The sequence below is a fragment of the Brenneria alni genome, assembly GCF_003666245.1.
GTDB classification, from domain to species: domain Bacteria; phylum Pseudomonadota; class Gammaproteobacteria; order Enterobacterales; family Enterobacteriaceae; genus Brenneria; species Brenneria alni.
In genome coordinates this window covers 132630-156877 of record NZ_MJLZ01000001.1, presented here as the reverse complement: position 1 = coordinate 156877, position 24248 = coordinate 132630, and the positions used below count along the sequence as shown (strand labels likewise).

The 24248-nt window shown below is 51.2% G+C and carries 20 protein-coding genes; 17 read left to right on the top strand and 3 right to left on the bottom strand.

Annotation, left to right across the window (positions count from 1 at the left end):
* The first annotated feature begins 252 nt into the window (after nucleotides 1–252).
* Nucleotides 253–840 carry a molybdopterin adenylyltransferase gene (gene mog / locus BIY29_RS00650; protein WP_121572798.1) on the top strand — a complete coding sequence of 196 codons (588 nt, stop codon included), beginning with the start codon at nucleotides 253–255 and terminating at the stop codon, nucleotides 838–840.
* A 127-nt stretch (nucleotides 841–967) separates the two neighbouring features.
* On the top strand, nucleotides 968–2314 hold the full coding sequence (locus BIY29_RS00645; protein ID WP_121572796.1) for an MFS transporter: 1347 nt from the start codon (nucleotides 968–970) through the stop codon (nucleotides 2312–2314).
* Between the two features lie 78 nt (nucleotides 2315–2392).
* On the opposite strand, the gene satP is transcribed toward BIY29_RS00645, so the two are convergent.
* On the bottom strand, nucleotides 2393–2965 hold the full coding sequence (gene satP, locus BIY29_RS00640) for an acetate uptake transporter (protein WP_121572982.1): 573 nt from the start codon (nucleotides 2963–2965) through the stop codon (nucleotides 2393–2395).
* 489 nt (nucleotides 2966–3454) lie between these two features.
* Between satP and dnaK the strand changes: the two genes are divergently transcribed.
* From dnaK to nhaA, 3 genes are all read left to right on the top strand, one after another.
* Complete coding sequence (gene dnaK / locus BIY29_RS00635) at nucleotides 3455–5368, top strand: molecular chaperone DnaK (protein WP_121572794.1); 1914 nt, start codon at nucleotides 3455–3457, stop codon at nucleotides 5366–5368.
* Between the two features lie 111 nt (nucleotides 5369–5479).
* A complete protein-coding gene (dnaJ, locus tag BIY29_RS00630) occupies nucleotides 5480–6613 on the top strand; it encodes a molecular chaperone DnaJ (protein WP_121572792.1) in 1134 nt (377 codons plus the stop codon).
* 299 nt (nucleotides 6614–6912) lie between these two features.
* Entirely contained in the window at nucleotides 6913–8115 is a 1203-nt protein-coding gene (gene nhaA / locus BIY29_RS00625) for a Na+/H+ antiporter NhaA (RefSeq protein ID WP_121572790.1), read from the top strand.
* Nucleotides 8116–8194: 79 nt separating this feature from the next.
* Here the strand turns inward: nhaA and rpsT are convergent, their stop codons facing one another.
* Nucleotides 8195–8458 carry a 30S ribosomal protein S20 gene (rpsT, locus tag BIY29_RS00620; protein WP_009111382.1) on the bottom strand — a complete coding sequence of 88 codons (264 nt, stop codon included), beginning with the start codon at nucleotides 8456–8458 and terminating at the stop codon, nucleotides 8195–8197.
* 301 nt (nucleotides 8459–8759) lie between these two features.
* On the opposite strand from rpsT, the gene ribF reads away from it, so the two are divergent.
* From ribF to BIY29_RS00575, 9 genes are all read left to right on the top strand, one after another.
* The gene (gene ribF, locus BIY29_RS00615; protein ID WP_121572788.1) at nucleotides 8760–9701 is read left to right on the top strand and encodes a bifunctional riboflavin kinase/FAD synthetase; all 942 of its coding nucleotides are present in this window, start codon (nucleotides 8760–8762) and stop codon (nucleotides 9699–9701) included.
* 32 nt (nucleotides 9702–9733) lie between these two features.
* On the top strand, nucleotides 9734–12547 hold the full coding sequence (gene ileS, locus BIY29_RS00610; protein ID WP_121572786.1) for an isoleucine--tRNA ligase: 2814 nt from the start codon (nucleotides 9734–9736) through the stop codon (nucleotides 12545–12547).
* Nucleotides 12547–13056 carry a signal peptidase II gene (gene lspA, locus BIY29_RS00605; protein WP_121572784.1) on the top strand — a complete coding sequence of 170 codons (510 nt, stop codon included), beginning with the start codon at nucleotides 12547–12549 and terminating at the stop codon, nucleotides 13054–13056. The genes ileS and lspA overlap by 1 nt, the downstream gene beginning before the upstream one ends.
* Entirely contained in the window at nucleotides 13056–13529 is a 474-nt protein-coding gene (gene fkpB, locus BIY29_RS00600; RefSeq protein WP_121572782.1) for an FKBP-type peptidyl-prolyl cis-trans isomerase, read from the top strand. Before lspA ends, fkpB begins: the two co-directional genes overlap by 1 nt.
* Complete coding sequence (gene ispH, locus BIY29_RS00595) at nucleotides 13510–14460, top strand: 4-hydroxy-3-methylbut-2-enyl diphosphate reductase (protein ID WP_121572780.1); 951 nt, start codon at nucleotides 13510–13512, stop codon at nucleotides 14458–14460. Before fkpB ends, ispH begins: the two co-directional genes overlap by 20 nt.
* A gap of 283 nt (nucleotides 14461–14743) precedes the next feature.
* The gene (dapB, locus tag BIY29_RS00590) at nucleotides 14744–15565 is read left to right on the top strand and encodes a 4-hydroxy-tetrahydrodipicolinate reductase (protein WP_121572778.1); all 822 of its coding nucleotides are present in this window, start codon (nucleotides 14744–14746) and stop codon (nucleotides 15563–15565) included.
* A gap of 444 nt (nucleotides 15566–16009) precedes the next feature.
* A complete protein-coding gene (carA, locus tag BIY29_RS00585) occupies nucleotides 16010–17158 on the top strand; it encodes a glutamine-hydrolyzing carbamoyl-phosphate synthase small subunit (protein WP_420808396.1) in 1149 nt (382 codons plus the stop codon).
* Nucleotides 17159–17172: 14 nt separating this feature from the next.
* The gene (gene carB / locus BIY29_RS00580; protein ID WP_121572774.1) at nucleotides 17173–20400 is read left to right on the top strand and encodes a carbamoyl-phosphate synthase large subunit; all 3228 of its coding nucleotides are present in this window, start codon (nucleotides 17173–17175) and stop codon (nucleotides 20398–20400) included.
* A gap of 262 nt (nucleotides 20401–20662) precedes the next feature.
* Complete coding sequence (locus BIY29_RS00575; protein ID WP_121572772.1) at nucleotides 20663–21562, top strand: SDR family oxidoreductase; 900 nt, start codon at nucleotides 20663–20665, stop codon at nucleotides 21560–21562.
* 40 nt (nucleotides 21563–21602) lie between these two features.
* On the opposite strand, the gene BIY29_RS00570 is transcribed toward BIY29_RS00575, so the two are convergent.
* The gene (locus BIY29_RS00570; protein WP_121572980.1) at nucleotides 21603–22217 is read right to left on the bottom strand and encodes a LysE family translocator; all 615 of its coding nucleotides are present in this window, start codon (nucleotides 22215–22217) and stop codon (nucleotides 21603–21605) included.
* A 163-nt stretch (nucleotides 22218–22380) separates the two neighbouring features.
* Here BIY29_RS00570 and BIY29_RS00565 point away from each other — a divergent pair, with 163 nt between their 5' ends.
* From BIY29_RS00565 to folA, 3 genes are all read left to right on the top strand, one after another.
* A complete protein-coding gene (locus BIY29_RS00565) occupies nucleotides 22381–23157 on the top strand; it encodes a threonine/serine exporter family protein (protein WP_121572770.1) in 777 nt (258 codons plus the stop codon).
* Complete coding sequence (locus BIY29_RS00560; RefSeq protein ID WP_121572768.1) at nucleotides 23148–23618, top strand: threonine/serine exporter; 471 nt, start codon at nucleotides 23148–23150, stop codon at nucleotides 23616–23618. Before BIY29_RS00565 ends, BIY29_RS00560 begins: the two co-directional genes overlap by 10 nt.
* 98 nt (nucleotides 23619–23716) lie before the next feature.
* Nucleotides 23717–24199: a type 3 dihydrofolate reductase gene (gene folA / locus BIY29_RS00555; RefSeq protein ID WP_121572766.1), complete on the top strand. Its 483-nt coding sequence runs from the start codon at nucleotides 23717–23719 to the stop codon at nucleotides 24197–24199.
* Nucleotides 24200–24248: the final 49 nt, after the last annotated feature.

Genomic DNA, 24248 nt, shown 5'->3' with positions numbered 1-24248 from the left:
ACCTGTTGAATGTTAATGATAGCCGATACCGTTCTTTTTATTTTTTTTAAAAGGCCTTGATTAATGATGGTCTGATATGCATTTGGTGGCAGGGAAACTCATGGTGGTTGTATCCCTTACTTAGATTCAATTCCAGTGGTTACTGATTAAAATGACCATGTTCCATTTTGAGACGCTTTTTAATGGCGATTACCGGGCATAAATAAGGTAATGTACTGATAATATTGGTTTTTAGTCTATTGGGGTCCTCTTATGAATGTATTGCATGTTGGTTTGATATCCGTTTCAGATAGGGCATCCGGTGGTGTTTATCAAGATCAAGGGATACCCGCACTGGAGAAATGGCTGACGGCTGCATTGACGACGCCTTTTGCAATAGAAACCCGCCTGGTGCCTGATGAGCAGTCATTGATTGAACAAGCGCTGTGTGAACTGGTTGATGAGCGAGGCTGCCATTTGGTACTCACCACTGGCGGCACAGGGCCTGCGCGTCGTGATGTAACACCAGATGCGACGCTGGCCATTGCCGACCGTGAAATGCCGGGATTTGGTGAACAGATGCGCCAAATCAGCCTGCACTTTGTGCCAACGGCGATTCTTTCAAGGCAGGTCGGCGTTATTCGTAAACATGCATTGATTCTTAATCTGCCGGGGCAGCCCAAATCCATCAAAGAGACCCTGGAAGGGTTGAAAGATGTTGACGGCAAAGTCATTGTGGCCGGAATTTTTACCAGTGTTCCGTATTGTATCCAACTGCTGGAAGGCCCTTACATTGAAACCGATCCGAGTGTAGTAGCAGCTTTTCGCCCTAAAAATGCCGTACACGAAATAAAAAACTGAAGTTTGGCTATTTCAAAAATAAGATTCAGCTTGTCTGGTGTATCATAATTTTGCCGCTATAGTAATTTTAGCTTTACATAAGGCGGTAAATTTTATTTCTTCCTACTCTGGCATGGCGCGGTAACTAATGGCCCACGAGCATCATCAATCTCATCAACAGCACCGTCGGTTAAACCGGCAAGATTATAAAACGCTTTCTCTGGCTGCACTGGGTGGCGCGCTGGAGTTCTATGATTTCATCATTTTCGTCTTTTTTGCGGCGGTCATCGGTGATCTCTTTTTCCCGGTAGATATTCCGGAATGGTTACGCCAGGTTCAGACATTCGGCATTTTCGCCGCCGGATATCTGGCTCGCCCATTGGGTGGCATTATCATGGCCCATTTTGGTGACCTGATCGGGCGTAAAAAAATGTTCAGCCTGAGTATATTGCTGATGGCTTTGCCGACGTTGGCGATGGGTATGCTGCCAACCTATGAGTCTATCGGGATCGCCGCGCCATTATTATTGCTGCTGATGCGTGTACTACAAGGGGCGGCGATTGGTGGTGAGGTTCCGGGCGCATGGGTTTTTGTGGCTGAACATGTTCCCCGTTCTCGCATTGGTTTCGCCTGCGGGATATTGACTGCCGGACTGACGATGGGGATTTTACTGGGTTCACTGATTGCAACCTTGCTGAATACCGTATTTACCCCTGAGCAGATGTCAGGCGGCGGCTGGCGTTTACCTTTCTTCATCGGCGGGATTTTCGGTCTGGTTGCGATGTATTTACGCCGCTGGTTGCAGGAAACGCCGATCTTCATGGAAATGCAGGCTCAAAAACAGTTGGCTGAAGAAATGCCGCTGAAATCTGTGGTAGTAAAGCATAAAAGAGCAGTGGTGATTTCCATGCTTCTTACCTGGATGCTATCGGCTTGTATTGTGGTGGTGATTCTGATGGCTCCCACCTATCTGCAAAAAATACATGGCGTTTCTGCCGCATTGGCATTACAGGCAAACTGTCTGGCCACCATTGCCTTGATTTTCGGTTGTATTATTGCCGGCCTGTCGGCTGATCGTTTTGGCGCCAGTAAGGTTTTTATTTGCGGTAGCCTGTTACTGGCGGTATGCAGTTGGTTTTTCTACCGAACGGCGGCAAGTGATATGGAATTGCTGTTTGTTGGATATGCGGTCGCCGGGTTCAGTGTCGGTGTTGTTGGCGCGGTGCCCTACGTGATGGTGCGCGCTTTCCCGGCTGAGGTCCGTTTTTCCGGGATCTCGTTCTCCTATAACGTGGCTTATGCCATTTTTGGTGGCTTGACGCCCATTTTTGTCACTGTGATTATGAAGGCAACACCGCTGGCCCCGGCATGGTATGTGCTGACGCTGGCCGGTGTCGGGGTAATGCTGGGGATTTATTTACACCGTGACCTGAATAGTGAGCAAGACAGTAAGCTTTCCGAGGCAGAGCGTTCCCGTTCACCCGCAGGCATTTAAATTCTCTTTTATGCGCACCAGCAAACAGGCCCTGTCAAATTAACAGGGCCTGTTTTACAACCGGGCTGTATCTTACTTTTAGTGCGCGCTACGCTCGCCAATGGGGAGGACTTTACGGCCAAACTGTTCGTTTAACACTTCTGCCATTGCCAGATAAATGGCGCTTGCTCCACAGATAATGCCTTCAAAACCAGCAAAGGTCAGTAGTGCATGATTACCGGTAAAATTACCGATAGCCAGTAATGCAAATAGAACCGTCAGGCTGGCAAATACAAACTGTAACGCAAGGTTGGCGCGTAATGTTCCGAAGAACATAAACAAGGTGAATACGCCCCATAGACCGAGGAATACACCCAGGAACTGAGGATCGCTGGCTTCAGCCAACCCCATTTTGGGTAACATAATAATGGCGACTAATGTTAGCCAGAAAGCGCCATAAGAGGTGAATGCGGTAACGCCAAAGGTATTCCCTTTTTTATATTCCAGTAAACCAGCCAGGATCTGGGCAATACCGCCGTAAAAGATGCCTGTGCTGAGAATAATAGAAGAAAGCGGGAAAAAGCCTGCATTGTGCAGGTTCAATAAAATAGTCGTCATTCCGAAGCCCATCAGCCCTAGCGGACCGGGATTCGCCAACTTGTTCGTATGCATAAATCCTCTGCAATAACAAATTATCAATAAATTAAGGTGTAATTGCCCGCTATAACGCCGGGAATGTGCCTCTTTTGGTGGCGGTTTATCCTTGCCCGCCACCCCTACGGGCCGTTGTGATGCAACGTCAAAAATTTTTCCTGAAAATTTTTTGGCGGCGAGCGCGGCATCATATCGGGCGGCTGGAATGGACACAATATGGCGAATTAAGAATAGTTTGATCGAACAAGGGATAAAGGCCACTTTTTTTCATCTCCCCCCCTTGATGATAGGATTGTTGACCCCATCTTATTTTCAACCAAAACAGTTTGACCAAATCGAGAAGGTTTATGTCGGGCCGTTAAATTTGCGCGGCGTCGTTGAAACATGAGGCTGGGCGAATGGAAAACGTTGTCGTGAAAATAGGATTCTGTAGTTGAAAAACGACATTTCACCCGCATAGTGGTTGAACTACCACACCGAATATGACTTTTTAGTGGAGATGTTTAGATGGGTAAGATTATTGGTATCGACCTGGGTACGACCAACTCTTGTGTAGCGATTATGGACGGTACGCAGGTTAAAGTACTGGAGAACAGCGAAGGCGATCGCACCACTCCTTCAATTATTGCCTATACGCAAGACGGCGAGATCCTGGTTGGCCAGCCGGCTAAACGTCAGGCGGTGACTAACCCGAAGAATACGTTGTTTGCGATTAAGCGTCTGATTGGCCGTCGTTTCAAAGATGAAGAAGTCCAGCGCGATACCAACATCATGCCGTATAAAATTATTGCGGCTGATAATGGTGATGCCTGGCTGGAAGTGAAAGATCAGAAAATGGCTCCGCCGCAGATTTCAGCGGAAGTGCTGAAAAAGATGAAGAAAACGGCAGAAGACTATTTGGGTGAAACCATCACTGAAGCGGTTATCACTGTTCCTGCTTACTTCAACGATGCTCAACGTCAGGCGACCAAAGATGCCGGTCGTATCGCCGGTCTGGAAGTGAAGCGTATTATTAACGAACCGACCGCAGCAGCGCTGGCGTATGGCTTGGATAAAGAAGTGGGCAACCGCACCATCGCTGTGTATGACCTGGGGGGCGGTACTTTCGATATTTCCATTATCGAAATCGATGAAGTTGATGGTGAAAAAACGTTTGAAGTGCTGGCCACCAACGGTGATACCCACCTGGGTGGTGAAGACTTCGACAGCCGCATGATCAACTATCTGGTTGATGAATTTAAGAAAGAACAGGGTTTCGATCTGCGTAACGATCCACTGGCGATGCAGCGCCTGAAAGAAGCGGCGGAAAAAGCCAAGATTGAACTGTCTTCCGCACAGCAGACGGACGTTAACCTGCCGTATATCACCGCAGATGCGACCGGTCCGAAACACCTGAACATCAAAGTAACTCGCGCCAAACTGGAATCTTTGGTTGAAGATTTGGTTAACCGTTCTCTGGAGCCGCTGAAAGTTGCGCTGAAGGATGCTGGCCTGTCCGTCTCTGAAATTCAGGACGTGATTCTGGTCGGAGGTCAGACCCGTATGCCGCTGGTACAGAAGAAAGTGGCTGACTTCTTCGGTAAAGAACCGCGTAAAGATGTAAACCCGGATGAAGCTGTCGCTATCGGTGCTGCGGTTCAGGGTGGTGTGTTGTCCGGCGATGTGAAAGACGTTCTGTTGCTGGACGTGACCCCGCTGTCACTGGGTATCGAAACGATGGGCGGCGTGATGACGGCGCTAATTGCCAAGAACACCACTATCCCGACTAAACACAGTCAGGTTTTCTCTACAGCGGAAGATAACCAGTCTGCGGTGACGATTCATGTCCTGCAGGGTGAACGTAAACGCGCTCAGGATAATAAATCTTTGGGGCAGTTTAATCTGGACGGTATTCAGGCTGCGCCACGCGGTATGCCGCAGATTGAAGTCACGTTTGACATCGATGCTGATGGTATCCTGCATGTTTCCGCTAAAGATAAAAACAGCGGTCGTGAGCAGAAAATCACTATCAAAGCCTCTTCTGGTTTGAATGAAGAAGAAATCCAGAAAATGGTTCGTGACGCTGAAGCGAACGCGGAATCTGACCGTAAATTTGAAGAGCTGGTTCAGACCCGTAACCAGGGCGATCACCTGTTGCACAGTACGCGTAAGCAACTGGAGGAAGTCGGTGATAATCTGGCCGCTGATGATAAAACTGCCGTTGACGACGCCCTGAAAGCACTGGAAAGTGCGCTGAAGGGTGAAGACAAAGCGGATATCGAAGCGAAGATCCAGGCGCTGGTTCAGGCTTCAGGTAAATTACTGGAAGCCTCTCAGCCGCAGGCTCAGGCGGGCGCCGAAGGCGCTGCCGGGGACGATTCTGCTCGTAAAGACGATGACGTCGTTGATGCCGAATTTGAAGAAGTAAAAGATAAAAAATAATCGCCCTTGAGCGGGCGCAGTAACGGTAACTATTAACTGTTGCTGGCAACCAGCACGGGCGTTGAGGAAACTCTGCGCCCGTGCACGCATGTTGAGGGCAGGAAAAAAAGAATGGCGAAGCAAGACTATTACGAGATTTTAGGCGTTTCTAAAGATGCGGAAGAGCGTGAAATCAAGAAGGCTTATAAGCGTCTGGCGATGAAATATCACCCGGATCGGAATCCTGGTGATAAAGAGGCTGAAGCACGATTTAAAGAGATTAAAGAAGCCTACGAAGTCCTCACTGATTCACAGAAACGTGCCGCCTACGATCAGTACGGCCATGCCGCATTTGAACAAGGCGGCATGGGCGGAGGCGGCGGTTTTGGCGGAGGCGGTGCCGATTTTGGTGATATTTTTGGCGACGTTTTCGGTGATATTTTTGGCGGTGGCCGCCGCCAGCGCGCAAGCCGCGGTGCTGATTTACGCTACAACATGGAGCTGTCACTGGAAGAAGCTGTCCGTGGCGTCACCAAAGAGATCCGTATCCCTACGCTGGAAGAGTGCGATGTCTGTCATGGCAACGGGGCTAAACCGGGGAGTTCACCTGTCAGCTGTCCTACCTGTCATGGTAATGGTCAGGTACAAATGCGCCAGGGCTTCTTTACTGTTCAGCAAGCCTGTCCGCATTGTCATGGGCGCGGGAAAATCATTAAAGATCCCTGCGTTAAATGCCACGGTCATGGCCGGGTAGAGAAGAGCAAAACGCTGTCGGTGAAGATCCCGGCCGGGGTGGATACTGGCGATCGCATCCGCTTGTCCGGTGAAGGGGAGGCCGGGGAGCATGGTGCGCCATCTGGCGATTTGTATGTTCAGGTTCAGGTAAAAGCGCATCCGATTTTCCAGCGCGAAGAAAGTAACCTGTACTGTGAAGTGCCGATTAACTTTGCCATGGCGGCTCTGGGCGGAGAAATTGAAGTGCCGACGCTGGATGGACGTGTGAAGCTGAAAGTGCCTGCTGAAACGCAGACCGGGAAGCTGTTCCGTATGCGCGGCAAAGGCGTGAAGTCGGTGCGCGGCGGCGCGCAGGGCGATCTGTTATGCCGGGTTGTGGTGGAAACGCCGGTCAGCCTGAATGAGCGGCAAAGACAGCTATTGCAAGAGTTGGAAGAGAGTTTTGGCGGTCCTTCTGGCGAAAGAAACAGCCCGCGCTCTAAAAGCTTCTTCGATGGTGTGAAAAAGTTTTTTGACGATCTGACTCGCTGATGTTTTCTTGATAATCCGTGAGATAAGACAGAAAAACCGGCTGGTGAATCATCAGCCGGTTTTTTTATGGCGGGCTATCCCTGCCAGCTACCCTGCGGATCGCCGCAAGCGGCGTTAAAAAACGCTGCCTGTGTTTTTTATGGTATCGTCCCACGCCATAAGGGCGAATTTGCTAATAATATGCTTTAAGATCGCCTTCTTAAATTTAAACGACTTTTAACCAGCATGGGAGTTGCGTAATCTTGCTTTATGGTAAAGAGTACAGCGCGGCTTGACTCCCGGTAATAGAGAGTAGTGACATGATTAATATGCTTCGCCGTTTCGTTGGCCTCGATGCCGCCGCCGGACTAATGCTCATTGGTGCAACATTGTTGGCGATGATTTTAGCCAATATTCCATTCAGTTCAGAAGGTTATCAGCAGTTCTTGATGATACCGGTGCAAATCAAGTTTGGGGCGCTGGAGATCAATAAAAACCTGTTGCTGTGGATTAATGATGGTCTGATGGCAATTTTCTTTCTGATGATAGGGCTTGAGGTAAAGCGTGAGCTGGTGATGGGCGCGCTGGCAAGCCGTCGTCAGGCGATGCTGCCGTTGGTGGCCGCCATCGGCGGTATGTTGTTTCCGGCGTTATTCTTCCTGCTGTTCAATGCTGGCGATGAGGTGACTCGTCATGGCTGGGCGATCCCCACCGCGACAGATATCGCCTTTGCGATTGGCGTACTAATTTTATTGGGCAAACGTGTCCCGCCGGGATTAAAGGTTTTTTTACTGGCGTTGGCAATAATTGATGACCTGGGCGCCATCATTATTATTGCATTGTTTTATACCCAGCAGATTTTCTGGCCCGCGCTACTGGGCGCATTACTGTGTATCGCGGTGCTGGCTTATATGAATAGTCAGCATGTGACAAAGACCTCGGCCTACTTACTGGTGGGAATGGTGCTATGGGTTTGTATTCTTAAATGTGGTGTACATGCCACGCTGGCAGGGGTGATCGTTGGATTCTTTATCCCGCTGCGCACGAGTGACGGGCGCTCTTCTCCTGCGACTACGCTGGAGCAGGGCCTGCATGTTTGGGTTTCCTTCCTGATTATTCCGTTATTTGCATTTGCCAATGCGGGCATTGTTTTACAAGGCATTGAAGCAGATAAACTTTTCTCACCACTGATTGCAGGTATTGCCGCAGGTCTGTTGATTGGTAAGCCGTTGGGGATCACGCTATGCAGTTGGCTGGTTATCAAGATGGGGTTTGCCAAATTGCCGGCAGGCGTCAGTTTTGGCCAGATTATGGCGGTTTCCGTACCATGCGGCATCGGGTTCACCATGTCGATTTTTATCACGTTGCTGGCCTTTACCAACAGCGACGCTGAATTTATTACCTATGCCAAACTGGGTATTTTACTGGCATCAGGGGTGGCGGCTATCTCAGGTTATGTGGTGTTGCGGGTTGTTTTGCCATCACAGCGTGTTGTGTTGCCAGCTTCCACACTTCAGGGCTAGCCGAAGGAGTAAAGTCGACTGCGACAGATGCAAAAAAACCGGCCTAAGCCGGTTTCTTCAACAACACGCGAAAACGCGATTATTGCATGGCGTTGATGCGCGCAACCAGATTGGATTTATGACGTGCAGCTTTATTCTTGTGGATCAGGCCTTTGCTTGCCTGACGATCCACGATCGGTTGCATATCATTAAACGCATTCTGTGCCGCTTCTTTATCGCCAGTAGCGATCGCCGCGTATACTTTCTTAATGAAAGTACGCATCATAGAGCGACGGCTTGCGTTATGCTTGCGGCGCTTCTCAGATTGTACGGCGCGTTTCTTAGCTGATTTGATATTAGCCAAGGTCCAACTCCCAAATATATTCTATCGAGGACAATTCAAAGGCCGAGGAATATGCCCTTTTAGCCTTCGTTTGTCAATGGATTTGTGCAAATAAGCGCCGTTTGTACGTCGACGCTTGTTACGTTGTGATGGCGCAGGATTTTAACAGCTTCACGCGGCGGAATACAGCTTTTCACTTCATAAATTCACGAGTATCTGCAATCGCGGCAACAAAAGGCGCGAATCGCGGGTTAACCTTACTGGCTGTACAAGGTATAATCCGCCGATTTCCATTATTTAACCCATTTGTTCCGAGCCAGCCATGCAGCTAATTCGCGGTATACACAATCTTCGGGCGCACCATTATGGCTGTGTGCTCACTATTGGTAATTTTGACGGCGTGCACCGCGGACACCAGATGCTGCTTGAGCGTTTGAAGCAGGAAGGACGTTCCCGCGGGCTTCCGGTAATGGTGATGATTTTTGAACCTCAGCCGCAGGAGCTATTTTCTGTTAAAAAGGCGCCTGCGCGGTTGACTCGTCTGCGCGATAAAGTGAATTATCTGAGAAAGGCCGGTGTGGATTATCTGCTGTGCGTTAAATTTGACGCCCACTTTGCCGCCAACCATGCTCGAACTTTTGTTTCCACTCTGCTGGTGGAAAAACTGGGCGTCAGGTTTTTAGTCGTGGGGGATGACTTCCGTTTCGGGGCTGGTCGAGAAGGCGATTTCCTGCTATTACAGAAAGCTGGCCTTGATGCGGGGTTTGAGGTTATCAGTACGGCCTCATTTTGTAACGATGGTAAACGAGTGAGCAGCACTGCCATACGTGACGCGCTCAACAATGATGATTTAATGCTGGCGGAAAATCTGCTAGGGCACCCTTACAGCATTTCCGGGCGAGTGATCCACGGTAAGGAACTGGGGCGGACGATAGGTTTCCCCACGGCTAATCTGTCGTTAAAACGTCAGGTATCGCCAGTGAACGGGGTGTATGCCGTCAGCGTCTATGGTCTGGGGGATGAGCCGCTGCCGGGTGTCGCCAATATTGGTACGCGTCCGACGATAACCGGAGACAATCGCCAGCAGCTTGAGGTGCATTTACTGGATACGACGATGGATTTGTATGGTCGTCATATAGAAGTGGTACTGCGTAAAAAGATACGTAATGAACAGCGTTTTGCTTCGCTTGAGGCGTTAAAGCAGCAAATCGCCGATGATGTGGTGACGGCCCGGGTATTTTTTGGGTTAAAGGCACCGGTATAATTTTTCTAGCCGAAAACGAAATCGAGAATCTAATGAGTGACTATAAGACTACCCTGAACTTGCCGGAAACAGGGTTCCCGATGCGTGGCGATTTGGCCAAGCGTGAACCTGACATGCTGAAACGGTGGTATGAACAGGATCTGTACGGGATGATTCGCCATGCTAAAAAGGGCAAAAAAACCTTCATTCTGCACGATGGCCCTCCGTATGCGAATGGCAGTATTCATATTGGTCACTCAGTTAACAAAATTCTTAAAGACATTATCGTTAAGTCTAAAAGCCTGTCTGGTTATGACTCACCGTATATACCTGGCTGGGACTGTCATGGCCTGCCAATTGAGCTGAAAGTTGAACAGCTTATCGGCAAGCCGGGTGAGAAGGTCAGTGCAGCAGAGTTCAGGGCCGAATGCCGCAAATATGCGGCGGAGCAGGTAGCCGGGCAGAAGAAAGATTTCATCCGCCTTGGTGTGTTAGGGGATTGGGATCATCCGTACCTGACGATGGACTTCACGACTGAAGCCAATATTATTCGAGCGCTGGGCAAAGTGATTGAAAACGGCCATCTGCATAAAGGGGCCAAGCCGGTTCACTGGTGCGCCGACTGTGGTTCCGCCCTGGCGGAAGCCGAAGTGGAATACTACGACAAAACCTCGCCTTCCATTGATGTTGCGTTTAACGCTGTCGATGCCGTTGCGGTGTGTGCGAAATTTGGCGTAAGCCAGGTTGATGGCCCGCTTTCTCTGGTTATCTGGACTACTACGCCGTGGACGCTGCCAGCTAACCGTGCGATCTCTCTGAATCCGGAATTTATTTACCAGTTGGTTCAGGTTGAAGGGCAGGCGTTGATTCTTGCCGCCGAGCTGGTTGAAAGCGCGATGAAGCGCATCGGCGTTGACCACTGGCTAGTGCTGGGCGAATGCAAAGGCGGCGATCTCGAACTGTTACGCTTCCGGCATCCGTTTATGGGCTTTGATGTACCGGTTATTCTGGGCGACCATGTGACGCTGGACGCAGGTACCGGCGCGGTGCATACCGCTCCGGGGCATGGCCCGGAAGACTATGTCATCGGTCAGCAATATGGGCTTGAAGTCGCCAACCCGGTCGGGCCGAATGGGTGTTATCTGACGGGAACCTATCCTGAACTGGACGGTAAGTTTGTCTTCAAGGCCAATGACATCGTTGTTGAGATCCTGCGCGAGCGCGGCGCTCTGCTGCATCTGGAAAAACTGCTGCACAGCTATCCGTGTTGCTGGCGTCATAAAACGCCGATTATCTTCCGTGCGACCCCGCAGTGGTTTATCAGCATGGATCAAAAAGGGCTGCGTAAGCAATCACTGGCTGAAATCAAAGGCGTACAGTGGATCCCGGATTGGGGCCAGGCCCGTATTGAGGCGATGGTCGCCAATCGCCCTGACTGGTGTATTTCCCGCCAGCGTACCTGGGGTGTACCGATGTCGCTCTTCGTTCATAAAGACACTGAAGAATTACACCCGCGTACCGGCGAACTGATTGAAGCGGTCGCCAAACGCGTTGAGCAGGATGGTATTCAGGCCTGGTGGGATCTTGATCCGGCTGATGTGCTGGGCGCTGACGCTGCGGATTACGTTAAAGTGCCCGATACGCTGGACGTATGGTTTGATTCAGGATCAACTCATGCATCTGTGGTCGACGTTCGTCCTGAATTCGGTGGCCATTCAGCAGATATGTATCTGGAAGGTTCTGACCAGCACCGCGGCTGGTTCATGTCCTCGCTGATGATTTCAACGGCCATCAAAGGTAAAGCGCCTTACCGTCAGGTGTTGACCCACGGCTTCACCGTTGATGGTCAGGGCCGCAAGATGTCCAAGTCGATCGGCAATACGGTCAGCCCGCAGGATGTGATGAACAAACTGGGCGGTGATATTCTGCGTCTGTGGATCGGTTCAACAGATTATTCTGGTGAAATCGCGGTTTCTGATGAGATTCTGAAACGGTCAGCGGATGCTTATCGCCGTATTCGTAACACCGCACGTTTCCTGTTGGCGAACCTGAACGGGTTTGATCCGCAGAAGCATATGGTGAAGCCGGAAGAGATGGTAGTGCTGGATCGCTGGGCGGTCGGACGCGCCAAAGCCGCGCAGGAAGAGATTACCGAAGCCTACGACAGCTATGATTTCCACCGCGTGGTACAGCGCCTGATGCAGTTCTGCTCCATTGAGATGGGCTCGTTCTATCTTGATATCATCAAGGATCGTCAGTACACCGCGAAAAGTGACAGTGTGGCCCGCCGCAGTTGTCAGACGGCGCTGTATCATATTTCTGAAGCACTGGTACGCTGGATGGCTCCGATCATGTCATTCACCGCTGATGAAATTTGGGCATATTTGCCGGGTGAACGTGCGCAGTACGTGTTTACCGAAGAGTGGTATGACGGTTTGTTCGGCCTGGATACGGCGGAAATCATGAATGACGCATTCTGGGCCGATATCCTTAAAGTGCGCAGTGAAGTGAATAAGGTGATTGAACAGGCGCGTAACGATAAGCGTATTGGCGGATCGCTGGAAGCCTCCGTCACGCTGTACGCTGATGCCAACCTGGCGGATAAGCTGAATCAGTTACATCAGGAACTGCATTTTGCCCTGCTAACCTCGAAAGCGCGGGTGGAGCCTGATGAAAATGCGCCCGCTGATGCGCAGGGCACGGAACTACCCGGATTGAAAATTGCCTTAAGCAAGGCGGAGGGGCATAAGTGTCCGCGTTGCTGGCATTATGAGTCAGATATTGGTACTGACACCGATCATCCTGATATTTGTGGTCGCTGCGCGACCAACGTCGGCGGCAAAGGCGAAGAGCGTGAATTTGTCTGATGAATAAATCGATCTGTTCGAGCGGGTTGCGCTGGCTTTGGCTGGCGCTGGTAGTTTTAGTCGTTGACTTCGGTAGTAAACAGTGGGTTCTCTCTCAATTTGCGCTGGGAGAGACGCTGCCTCTGTTTCCTTCCCTGAATCTGCACTATGCGCGTAATTATGGCGCCGCGTTCAGTTTTCTGGCCGATAAGGGGGGCTGGCAACGCTGGTTCTTTGCCGGTATTGCTATCGCCATTGTGGTTGCCCTGCTGGTGATGATGTATCGCGCCAGTGCGCAGCAAAAGTTGAATAACATTGCTTATGCGCTGATCATCGGCGGCGCATTAGGCAACCTGTTTGACCGGATGTGGCATGGATTTGTCGTGGATATGATCGACTTCTATGTTAGGGACTGGCATTTCGCCACTTTCAATCTGGCGGACACGGCTATCTGCATTGGCGCCGCACTGATTGTACTGGAAGGCTTTTTCAGTACTCATGATGATGCGGTTAAGCAAAAGGGGCACTGATGTCCGAGACTGTACAGAGCAACAGCGCTGTGCTGGTGCACTTTATCCTGACGTTGGAAGATGGCTTTGCGGCGGAGTCCACCCGTGAAAGCGGTAAGCCCGCGCTGTTCCGTCTGGGGGATGGCAGTTTGTCAGATGAATTGGAACAGCATCTGCTGGGGCTCAAGTGCGGCGACAGACGTAAATTTACGCTGCCGCCCGAATCTGCTTTTGGTGCCGCAAATCCTGATCTGATCCAGTTTTTTCTGCGTCGTGATTTTGCCCAAACCGGTGTGCCGGATGTGGGGACCATCATGTTGTTCAACGGTATTGGCGGTAATGATATGCCCGGAATTATCCGTGATGTGGCGGAAGAATCCGTCACGGTGGATTTTAATCATCCGCTGGCAGGGCAGTCTATTACGTTCGATCTGGAAGTTCTGGATATCGATCCTTCACAGCAGGAGGTTCAGCATGCAAATCTTGCTGGCTAACCCACGGGGTTTTTGTGCCGGGGTTGATCGTGCCATCAGTATTGTCGAGCGGGCATTAGAGATATATGGCACACCGATCTATGTGCGTCACGAAGTGGTTCACAACCGTTATGTGGTCAACGGGTTACGTGAGCGCGGCGCGATATTTATTGAACAAATCGATGAGGTGCCGGACGGTTCGATTCTGATTTTCTCTGCGCATGGTGTTTCGCAGGCTGTGCGTGCTGAAGCCAGAAATCGTGATTTAACGGTCTTTGATGCCACCTGTCCGCTGGTGACCAAGGTGCATATGGAAGTGGCAAGGGCCAGCCGGAAAGGCGTTGAGGCTATCTTGATCGGCCACGCCGGGCACCCGGAAGTGGAAGGCACTATGGGGCAGTACAGCAATGCCGATGGCGGGATGTATCTGGTGGAGTCGCCTGAAGATGTCTGGCAACTACAGGTGAAGGACGAAACCAACCTCTGCTTTATGACGCAAACCACGCTGTCAGTTGATGATACTTCTGCTGTTATTGATGCGTTGCGCGAACGCTTTCCGCAGATTATCGGCCCGCGTAAAGATGATATTTGCTACGCCACCACCAATCGCCAGGAGGCGGTACGTTATCTGGCTGCTGAAGCGGATGTGGTGCTGGTGGTTGGTTCAAAGAACTCTTCCAACTCCAATCGTTTGGCAGAACTGGCCCAGCGGGCAGGCAAGGCCGCCTACCTGATTGACGCGGCGGAAGATATTCAGGAGAGCTGGCTGACGGGTATTACTCACATTGGGGTGACGGCGGGTGCTTCCGCACCGGATATTCTGGTACAGCAGGTTATACAGCGTTTAAAGTCGCTGGGCGGAGAGGTGGCACTGGAATTGCAGGGCCGTGAGGAAAATATTGTTTTTGAAGTGCCGAAAGAGCTGCGTGTCGAAGTAAAGCAAATCGATTGAGTGATTTATCATTGGTGGTGAGGAGTGTTTTCTCTTTTCACCGCCTTTTCCCCATTAATCCCCGAACAACCATGATTGCCCATTAATAATAATCTGATAAAAATGCATATTTATGCGTTATCGGGTTTGATTTATTGGGGCAGGCAATACATCGAATAGTCTTTACTGATTTAATTTTTCTTCTGACATAATTTTCTCATCTGGCTATAAATCCACTGGCGGTAGTGCTTCATGCCCGTTAACCTACCGTTATTCATAGCGGAAGCAGAAAGAGAGAGACATTATGAAGGAATCATCAATCCGTATCGCGGTTGCGGGGGCGGGTGGCCGCATGGGGCGTCAGCTTATTCAGGCGGTCGAACAAACTGAAGGCGCCGTTTTGGGCGCCGCGCTGGAGCGTCAAGGTTCGTCCCTGGTGGGGGCAGATGCCGGAGAACTGGCTGGGCTGGGGAAATGCGGCGTGACGGTGAGCGATAGTCTGGACTCTGTTCGTGATGACTTTGATATTTTAATCGATTTTACCCGCCCTGAAGGCACGTTGGCTCATCTGGCATTTTGTCGTCAACACCATAAGGCCATGATTATTGGCACCACGGGGTTTGATGAGCAGGGAAAAGCGGCTATCCGCCAGGCGGCACAGGAGATTGGCATTGTTTTCGCCGCTAACTTCAGCGTTGGCGTAAATGTGATGCTTAAGCTGCTGGAGAAAGCCGCCAAAGTCATGGGTGATTACACCGATATCGAAATTATTGAGGCTCATCACCGGCATAAAGTGGATGCGCCCTCAGGAACGGCGCTGGCGATGGGTGAAGCGATCGCCGGCGCATTGGGGCGGGATCTGAAGACATGCGCCGTTTATGCACGCGAAGGATATACCGGCGAGCGCGATCCGAAAAGCATTGGCTTTGCGACGGTGCGGGCGGGCGATATCGTCGGTGAGCACACGGCAATGTTTGCTGATATTGGCGAACGAGTCGAGATTACTCACAAGGCTTCCAGCCGTATGACCTTTGCCAATGGCGCTGTTAGGGCAGGAATTTGGATTAAGTCCAGAGAAAGTGGTCTTTTCGATATGAAAGATGTGCTTGGATTGGATGATTTATAAATTAAAAATGTAATTTTATAAATATAACTTAATGATAAAAGTGACGATTTAAAATCGTTACTTTTATTTTGTCTCTTTTATTCTATTTTTTATCTTAACCTTATTTTTTACTAACTTTTCTCGATTTTTAAGTCTGTTTTTTTATGTTGAAACCATAAAACAGACAATGTTGGCTGATTATTACACTCATTTTAACCATGTAGATTAGCAACCGTTTACTTTCCTGAGTTAACATGTCCTTTTACGGGTGTGGAGAGGGATTTATGCCATAAAGCATGAAAAGAAGTGAAAAAGTGCGGTTGAAGTGGACAAGTTAGCCGACCATCATTAAAATGCGCCCAATTTGCCAAAAATTTACCTTGAAGGTGGTTTTTGCGTTGATTTAGATCGGTTAATCTGAATTAATATGCAAATAACATGATTTTTTATTCCTTGGAGGGTGTTTTGATTAAGTCAGCGCTATTGGTTCTGGAAGACGGAACCCAATTCCACGGTCGGGCCATCGGGGCAGAAGGGTCGGCAGTGGGGGAAGTGGTCTTCAATACGTCGATGACCGGATATCAAGAAATCCTTACTGATCCATCCTATTCCCGCCAGATTGTCACTCTCACTTATCCCCATATTGGTAATGTCGGCACTAACGCCAGCGACGAAGAATCACTCTCCATACAAGCTCAAGGCCTGGTCATCCGTGACCTGCCGTTGATTGCCAGTAACTACCGCAGCGAAGAAAGCCTGTCTGAATACCTCAAGCGCAACAACATCATTGGTATTGCCGATATCGATACCCGTAAACTGACCCGCTTACTGCGAGAGAAAGGCGCCCAGAACGGCTGCATTATTGCCGGTGACGCGCCAGACGCGGCGCACGCGCTGGAAAAAGCCAAAGCGTTTCCGGGGTTGAAAGGGATGGATCTGGCAAAAGAGGTCACCACTGCTGAAAGCTATAGCTGGTTACAAGGCAGTTGGACGCTGGAGGGGGGCTTACCCCAAGCCAAACAGGAGAGCGAGCTGCCTTACCATGTGGTTGCTTATGACTACGGTGTGAAGCGTAATATTCTGCGTCTGCTGGTGGACAGAGGCTGTCGTCTGACCGTTGTTCCGGCCCAAACCTCTGCTGAAGAGGTATTGAAGCTCAATCCTGATGGGATATTTCTGTCGAACGGCCCCGGCGACCCGGAGCCGTGTGATTATGCGATTCGTGCGATAAAAACCTTTCTGGAAGCGGATATCCCGGTATTCGGCATCTGCCTCGGCCACCAGTTGCTGGCGCTGGCGAGCGGCGCGAAAACCATCAAAATGAAACTTGGCCACCACGGCGGCAACCATCCGGTAAAAGATCTGGATAACAACTGTGTGATGATCACCGCCCAGAACCACGGTTTTGCGGTTGATGAGCATAATTTGCCTGACACACTGCGCGTGACGCATAAATCATTATTTGACCACACGGTGCAGGGGATTCACCGCACCGATAAACCGGCGTTCAGTTTTCAGGGGCACCCGGAAGCCAGCCCCGGCCCGCACGACGCGGCGCCCTTTTTCGACCACTTTATTGAATTGATTAAGACTTACCGTTCTTCAGCCAAATAATCAGGAGCGAGATAATGCCAAAACGTACAGATATTAAAAGCATCCTGATTCTGGGCGCCGGCCCGATTGTTATCGGCCAGGCTTGTGAATTTGACTACTCTGGCGCACAGGCGTGTAAAGCCCTGCGCGAAGAAGGGTATCGCGTCATTCTGGTGAACTCGAATCCGGCAACCATCATGACCGATCCGGAGATGGCGGATGCCACCTACATCGAGCCGATTCACTGGGAAGTGGTGCGCAAAATTATTGAGAAAGAACGCCCGGATGCGGTGCTGCCGACCATGGGCGGCCAGACGGCGCTGAACTGTGCGCTGGAGCTGGAGCGTCAGGGGGTGCTGGCTGAATTCGGCGTCACAATGATTGGCGCCACCGCTGATGCGATTGATAAAGCCGAAGATCGCCGCCGCTTTGATGTGGCGATGAAGAAAATCGGGCTGGATACCGCCCGTTCCGGTATCGCGCATAATATGGAAGAGGCGCTGGCCGTCGCCGCTGACGTGGGCTTCCCCTGTATTATTCGACCTTCCTTCACCATGGGCGGCACGGGTGGCGGGATCGCCTACAACCGCGAAGAGTTTGAAGAAATCTGCGAACGCGGCCTGGATCTTTCCCCCACCAAAGAATTGCTGATCGATGAATCGCTGATTGGCTGGAAAGAGTACGAAATGGAAGTGGTGCGAGACAAAAACGACAACTGCATCATTGTCTGCTCCATCGAAAACTTTGACGCCATGGGGATCCATACCGGTGATTCAATCACCGTTGCGCCAGCGCAAACGCTGACCGACAAAGAGTACCAAATCATGCGTAACGCTTCGATGGCGGTGCTGCGTGAGATCGGTGTGGAAACCGGCGGTTCGAATGTGCAGTTTTCGGTGAATCCGAAAAATGGCCGTCTGATTGTGATTGAAATGAACCCGCGCGTTTCCCGCTCTTCAGCATTGGCCTCCAAAGCAACGGGGTTCCCGATTGCGAAAATCGCCGCCAAGCTGGCTGTCGGTTATACGCTGGATGAACTGATGAACGACATTACCGGCGGTCGCACGCCTGCGTCGTTTGAACCCTCCATCGACTATGTTGTGACCAAGATCCCGCGCTTCAATTTCGAGAAATTTGCCGGCGCCAACGACCGTCTGACCACGCAGATGAAATCTGTGGGCGAAGTGATGGCGATTGGCCGTACTCAGCAGGAATCGTTGCAGAAAGCGTTGCGTGGTCTGGAAGTGGGGGCGACGGGTTTTGATCCGCAAGTGGATCTGGACGATCCTGAAGCGCTGACCAAAATCCGCCGTGAGCTGAAAGACGCGGGCGCCGAGCGTGTCTGGTACATTGCCGATGCGTTTCGTGCGGGTATGTCAGTGGACGGCATCTTTAACCTGACCAATATTGACCGCTGGTTCCTGGTACAAATCGAAGAACTGGTGTGTCTGGAAGAACAGGTGGCGGAAAAAGGCGTTACCGCGCTGGACGCCGACTTCCTGCGCTTGCTGAAGCGTAAAGGCTTTGCCGATGCGCGCCTGGCTACGCTGGCAGGCGTGGCGGAAAGTGAAATCCGCAAGCTGCGTGATAAATTTGACCTGCACCCGGTTTATAAGCGTGTGGATACCTGCGCGGCAGAGTTTGCAACCGATACGGCCTATCTGTATTCCACCTATGAAGAGGAGTGCGAGGCCAATCCGAATCAGGATCGTGATAAAATCATGGTGCTGGGCGGCGGGCCAAACCGTATTGGTCAGGGGATCGAGTTTGACTATTGTTGCGTTCATGCTTCGCTGGCGCTGCGTGAAGACGGTTATGAAACCATCATGGTGAACTGTAACCCTGAAACCGTTTCGACCGACTACGACACCTCTGATCGCCTGTATTTCGAACCGGTTACGTTGGAAGACGTGCTGGAAATCGTGCGTATCGAGAAGCCGAAAGGCGTCATTGTGCAGTATGGCGGACAGACGCCGTTGAAGCTGGCGCGAGCGCTGGAAGCGGCGGGCGTGCCGGTAATTGGCACCAGCCCGGATGCCATTGATCGTGCTGAAGATCGCGAACGTTTCCAACAGGCGGTAGACCGTCTGGGCCTGAAGCAACCGGCTAACGCCACCGTGACGGCGATTGAGCAAGCGGTGGAAAAAGCGTGTGATATCGGCTATCCGCTGGTGGTTCGCCCTTCTTATGTACTTGGCGGGCGGGCGATGGAGATCGTTTACGACGAAATCGATCTGCGCCGGTACTTCCAGAATGCGGTGGTGGTGTCAAACGATGCGCCGGTGCTGCTGGACCGCTTCCTGGACGATGCCATTGAAGTCGATGTGGATGCCATCTGTGATGGTGAGCGCGTGCTGATTGGCGGCATTATGGAGCACATCGAACAGGCGGGCGTTCACTCCGGCGACTCGGCCTGTTCTTTGCCGGCTTATACGTTGAGCAAAGAGATTCAGGACGTGATGCGTCGGCAGGTGGAAAAGCTGGCGTTTGAGCTTGGCGTTCGCGGCCTGATGAATGTGCAGTTTGCCGTCAAGAACAACGAGGTTTATCTGATCGAAGTTAACCCGCGTGCGGCGCGTACCGTTCCGTTTGTTTCCAAAGCGACCGGCGTACCTTTGGCGAAAGTGGCCGCCCGGGTGATGGTGGGGCAGACGCTGGCTCAACAAGGGGTGACGAAAGAAGTCATTCCGCCTTATTACTCGGTGAAAGAAGTGGTGTTGCCGTTTAACAAGTTCCCCGGCGTTGACCCGATTCTGGGGCCGGAAATGCGCTCAACCGGTGAAGTGATGGGCGTGGGGCGGACATTCGCTGAAGCCTTTGCCAAAGCCATGCTGGGCAGCAATTCACAGATGAAGAAATCAGGCCGTGCGCTATTGTCGGTTCGTGAGGGCGACAAAGCCCGCGTGGTGGATCTGGCGGCCAAACTTCTGAAGCACGGCTTTGAGCTGGATGCGACGCACGGCACCGCCATTGAACTGGGTGAAGCGGGGATTAATCCGCGTCTGGTGAACAAGGTGCATGAAGGTCGTCCGCACATCCAGGATCGGATCAAAAACGGCGAGTACACCTATATCGTCAATACCACGGCAGGACGCCAGGCTATTGAGGACTCTAAGCTGATTCGCCGGAGCGCATTGCAGTACAAGGTTCACTACGATACGACCATGAACGGCGGGTTTGCCACGGCCATGTCGTTAAACGCCGATCCTACTGAGAAAGTCACTTCGGTGCAGGAAATGCACGCGTTGATTAAAGTTAATTAATCAGCAACAGCGAAAGCCAGCGTTTTGATCAACGCTGGCTTTTTTTATACTACTCATCCAATTTTCAATCTTTGCCGATGTGGTTTGATATCGTCCCCTTTCTTTTTTCCGTTTGGTATGTATGTGTTCTCCGCTCTTTATGAAGAATCCCGGATAATCGTCTATTCTTATCGATATTGTTTGAAATTTTATGCCGTAGTAATTTATTTCAACAATTAAGAGGCGAAAGATGAGTGTGAAAAAGAGAAATCAATCTGTAGACATGGAAACCGTATCACCGCAGACAGGCAAGCATCCGTCGGAGTTATATCCAAAACCCCCCTTTGAAAGTCAGCCGCAAGATCCGCCAGGACTCGCCAGTAAAATGAAACCCCTCCCCGATCATGGTGAAAAAAGTTATCGGGGAAACGGGCGGCTGAATGGCCGTAAAGCATTAATCACCGGAGGAGATTCGGGGATCGGTCGTGCCGTCGCCATTGCCTACGCCAGAGAAGGGGCGGACGTGGCGATTAATTACCTGCCGGAAGAGGAGTCGGATGCGCAAGAAGTGATTGCGCTGATTCGCGCCGAAGGACGTATTGCGGTGGCGATATCCGGTGATATCCGCACCGAGGATTTCTGTAAGCAACTGGTCAATGAAGCCGTTGAAAAACTGGGGGGATTGGATATTCTGGTGAACAATGCCGGTCGGCAGCAGTATGCCGAATCCATTGACGATCTCACCACGGAAGCCTTTGATGCGACGTTTAAGACCAATGTGTATGCGCCGTTTTGGATCTCGAAAGCCGCGTTGGCGCATTTGCAGCCGGGTTCTGTGATCATTAACACCTCATCCGTGCAGGCATTCAAGCCTAGCGCGATCCTGCTGGATTATGCCCAGACCAAAGCCTGTAATGTCGCCTTTACCAAAGCGCTGGCCAAACAGGTAGCGGAAAAAGGCATTCGTGTTAATGCGGTAGCGCCGGGGCCTTACTGGACGCCGCTACAGCCGAGCGGCGGGCAACCAATGGACAAAGTGATCGAGTTTGGCGCGGATGCGCCGATGGGGCGCCCTGGTCAGCCGGTGGAGATAGCACCTTTGTATGTGACGCTGGCGTCGGCGGAGTGCAGTTTCACATCGGGGCAGGTATGGTGTTCAGATGGCGGAACAGGAACCCTCTGACCGCAAGGGAAAAGGCCCGTTCAGCGGGCCATAAAACATGTCAGCCCAGCGCCACCTTGATACCGAGGGCGATCAAAACCGTACCCAGCAGTTTATCCGCCAGCTTTTGCGTCTTTTGCAGGCCGCGGCGTACCGGCCCGCTTTGAAAAAGCACCACCAGCAGCGGCCACCAGATTGCAGCCAGAATCCAGATAATCATGGCATACCACAGCTTCTCACCGACGCCGGAATCAATACTCAGTACCTGAGTAAATACCGCAAGGAAAAACAAGGTTGCTTTTGGGTTAAGCAGGTTGCATAAATAACCTTGTAAAAATGCTTTTTTCAGGCTGACGCGTTGCACCGGCAGATGAGAGGGATTCATTTTACTCTCGCCACGGGACAGCAGAGCCTGAATACCGACCCATATCAGATAAACAGCGCCAGCGTATCTCAGTAAATTAAACAACCAGGGGGTAGTGGTGATGACCACGGCCAGCCCCGCGACGCAGTACGTCATATGGGTCGCTACGCCACAAATCACCCCCAATGAAGTCATCAATGCCGCAGCCCGTGGATAGCGGGCGGCATTTTTGATGACCAGAAAAAAATCAGGGCCGGGTGAAAGCATTCCCAACGTGGCAATAGTGGCGACAAACAGCGACGTTTCGAACATGATGTGTTCCAGGTGGCGAAAATAGAAAAATAAAACAGGTAGAATGATAGCGCCACGGCAATTAATTAGCATCACCATTATTGGCTAGTGGTCTGCAATATGTTAACAAATCTCCTTGCTTTATTTAGGGTTATTTTCTGTGGGTCAGGATCGGGATAAAAACATGGTCAGTGTAATATCACAGCAAAGGGAAATTACCCGGCTGTGCATTCAGTGTGCGCTTTTACTGTTACAGCATGGCGCGGAAAGTATGGTTGTAGAGCAGTTGTCTTCCCGGCTGGGGGTGGCATTGGGGGCTGACAGCGTTGAGAGTTCAATCTCGGCGAATGCTATCGTCCTGACCACCATTATGCAGGGACATTGCCTGACCTCTACACGTAAGAATGCCGATCGCGGCATCAATATGCATGTGGTTACCGAGGTGCAGCACGCGGTGATTATGGCTGAACATAAATTGCTGGATACGGCAGGTGTTGAGAAACGATTTGCCCACATTAAGCCACTGCGCTATCCGCGCTGGATGATGGTGTCTATCGTGGCGCTTTCCTGCGGTTGTTTTAGTCGGCTGAATGGCGGCGGGTGGGATGCCTTTATCGTAACGATGATTGCCAGTGGCCTGGCGATGTACGCCCGGCAGGTATTCACTGCGCATCACTTTAATCCGTTGATTAACTTTTGTATTACGGCATTCGTGGCGACGTCGACCTCAGGGTTATTGATGAAGCTGCCTGTTTTTCAACAGACTTCAACCGTGGCGATGGCGGCCAGTGTGCTGCTGCTGGTGCCTGGTTTTCCGCTGATTAACGCGGTGGCGGATATGTTTAAAGGACACGTCAATACGGGACTGGCCCGTTGGACGGTAGCCAGCCTGCTGACGCTGACTACCTGTATCGGGGTAGTGATGGCGCTGGCGCTGTGGGGGTTACGCGGATGGGCTTAAATCTGCTGTGGGCGCTGTTACAGGATATGGCATTAGCGGCCGTGCCGGCGTTAGGGTTTGCAATGGTATTCAATGTTCCTGTCAAAGCGCTGCGCTATTGCGCTGCACTGGGGGCGCTGGGGCATGGTGTGCGATTTATCGCGATGCATTTGGGGTTAAACATCGAATGGGCCTCATTTCTGGCGGCGATTACCATAGGGATCATCGGTATTCACTGGTCGCGCTGGTTACTTGCGCATCCCAAGGTGTTTACCGTTGCCGCGGTTATTCCCATGTTCCCCGGGATTTCGGCCTATACCGCGATGATTTCCTTAGTGAAAATTTCTCATCTTGGCTACAGCGAAGAATTGATGAGCGTCATGATGACCAATTTCCTGAAGGCCAGCTTTATTGTCGGGGCGTTGTCCATAGGCCTGTCGCTGCCGGGGATATGGCTGTATCGTAAGCGGCCTGGCGTGTAGACATTGTCTTATATTGCGGTTTGACCGTGTGTCCTTATCGACGAGTGCGGGGGCTTTCCGTATAGTGTCAGCAATTTTCTGACCTACAGGGTTTTACCATGGTTATTAGTTTGATTGCTGCATTGGCTGTGGATCGTGTTATCGGTATGGAAAATGCCATGCCGTGGCATTTACCGGCGGATTTGGCGTGGTTTAAACGTAATACGTTAGATAAGCCGATTATCATGGGGCGCAATACCTTCCGCTCTATCGGCCAGCCATTACCGGGCAGACTGAATATTGTTGTCAGCAGTCATCCTGGGGATGATGACCGCGTTACCTGGGTTTCCTCACTGGAAGACGCACTGGCTGCTGTCGGTGATGTGGAAGAAGTGATGGTGATCGGAGGAGGAAGCATCTACCAGCAGATGTTGCCTAGAGCTAACCGCCTGTATCTGACCCACATTGATGCGGAAGTGGAAGGCGATACCCATTTTCCGGATTATGAACCTGATGAGTGGCAGTCCACTTTCAGTGAGTTTCATGATGCGGATGAGCGCAACTCGCACAGTTATTGTTTCGAAATTTTAGAACGACACTAGTTTATTTTCTTTATATCTGAGCCTGCTATCCATTACAGGCTCAGATTGT

Excerpts from the sequence above, each read along its gene's own strand:
- mog (WP_121572798.1), top strand. The coding sequence starts at position 253 with ATGAATGTATTGCATGTTGGTTTGATATCCGTTTCAGATAGGGCATCC.
- BIY29_RS00645 (WP_121572796.1), top strand. The coding sequence starts at position 968 with ATGGCCCACGAGCATCATCAATCTCATCAACAGCACCGTCGGTTAAAC.
- satP (WP_121572982.1), bottom strand. The coding sequence starts at position 2,965 with ATGCATACGAACAAGTTGGCGAATCCCGGTCCGCTAGGGCTGATGGGC.
- dnaK (WP_121572794.1), top strand. The coding sequence starts at position 3,455 with ATGGGTAAGATTATTGGTATCGACCTGGGTACGACCAACTCTTGTGTA.
- dnaJ (WP_121572792.1), top strand. The coding sequence starts at position 5,480 with ATGGCGAAGCAAGACTATTACGAGATTTTAGGCGTTTCTAAAGATGCG.
- nhaA (WP_121572790.1), top strand. The coding sequence starts at position 6,913 with ATGATTAATATGCTTCGCCGTTTCGTTGGCCTCGATGCCGCCGCCGGA.
- ribF (WP_121572788.1), top strand. The coding sequence starts at position 8,760 with ATGCAGCTAATTCGCGGTATACACAATCTTCGGGCGCACCATTATGGC.
- ileS (WP_121572786.1), top strand. The coding sequence starts at position 9,734 with ATGAGTGACTATAAGACTACCCTGAACTTGCCGGAAACAGGGTTCCCG.
- lspA (WP_121572784.1), top strand. The coding sequence starts at position 12,547 with ATGAATAAATCGATCTGTTCGAGCGGGTTGCGCTGGCTTTGGCTGGCG.
- fkpB (WP_121572782.1), top strand. The coding sequence starts at position 13,056 with ATGTCCGAGACTGTACAGAGCAACAGCGCTGTGCTGGTGCACTTTATC.
- ispH (WP_121572780.1), top strand. The coding sequence starts at position 13,510 with ATGCAAATCTTGCTGGCTAACCCACGGGGTTTTTGTGCCGGGGTTGAT.
- dapB (WP_121572778.1), top strand. The coding sequence starts at position 14,744 with ATGAAGGAATCATCAATCCGTATCGCGGTTGCGGGGGCGGGTGGCCGC.
- carB (WP_121572774.1), top strand. The coding sequence starts at position 17,173 with ATGCCAAAACGTACAGATATTAAAAGCATCCTGATTCTGGGCGCCGGC.
- BIY29_RS00575 (WP_121572772.1), top strand. The coding sequence starts at position 20,663 with ATGGAAACCGTATCACCGCAGACAGGCAAGCATCCGTCGGAGTTATAT.
- BIY29_RS00570 (WP_121572980.1), bottom strand. The coding sequence starts at position 22,217 with ATGTTCGAAACGTCGCTGTTTGTCGCCACTATTGCCACGTTGGGAATG.
- BIY29_RS00565 (WP_121572770.1), top strand. The coding sequence starts at position 22,381 with ATGGTCAGTGTAATATCACAGCAAAGGGAAATTACCCGGCTGTGCATT.
- BIY29_RS00560 (WP_121572768.1), top strand. The coding sequence starts at position 23,148 with ATGGGCTTAAATCTGCTGTGGGCGCTGTTACAGGATATGGCATTAGCG.
- folA (WP_121572766.1), top strand. The coding sequence starts at position 23,717 with ATGGTTATTAGTTTGATTGCTGCATTGGCTGTGGATCGTGTTATCGGT.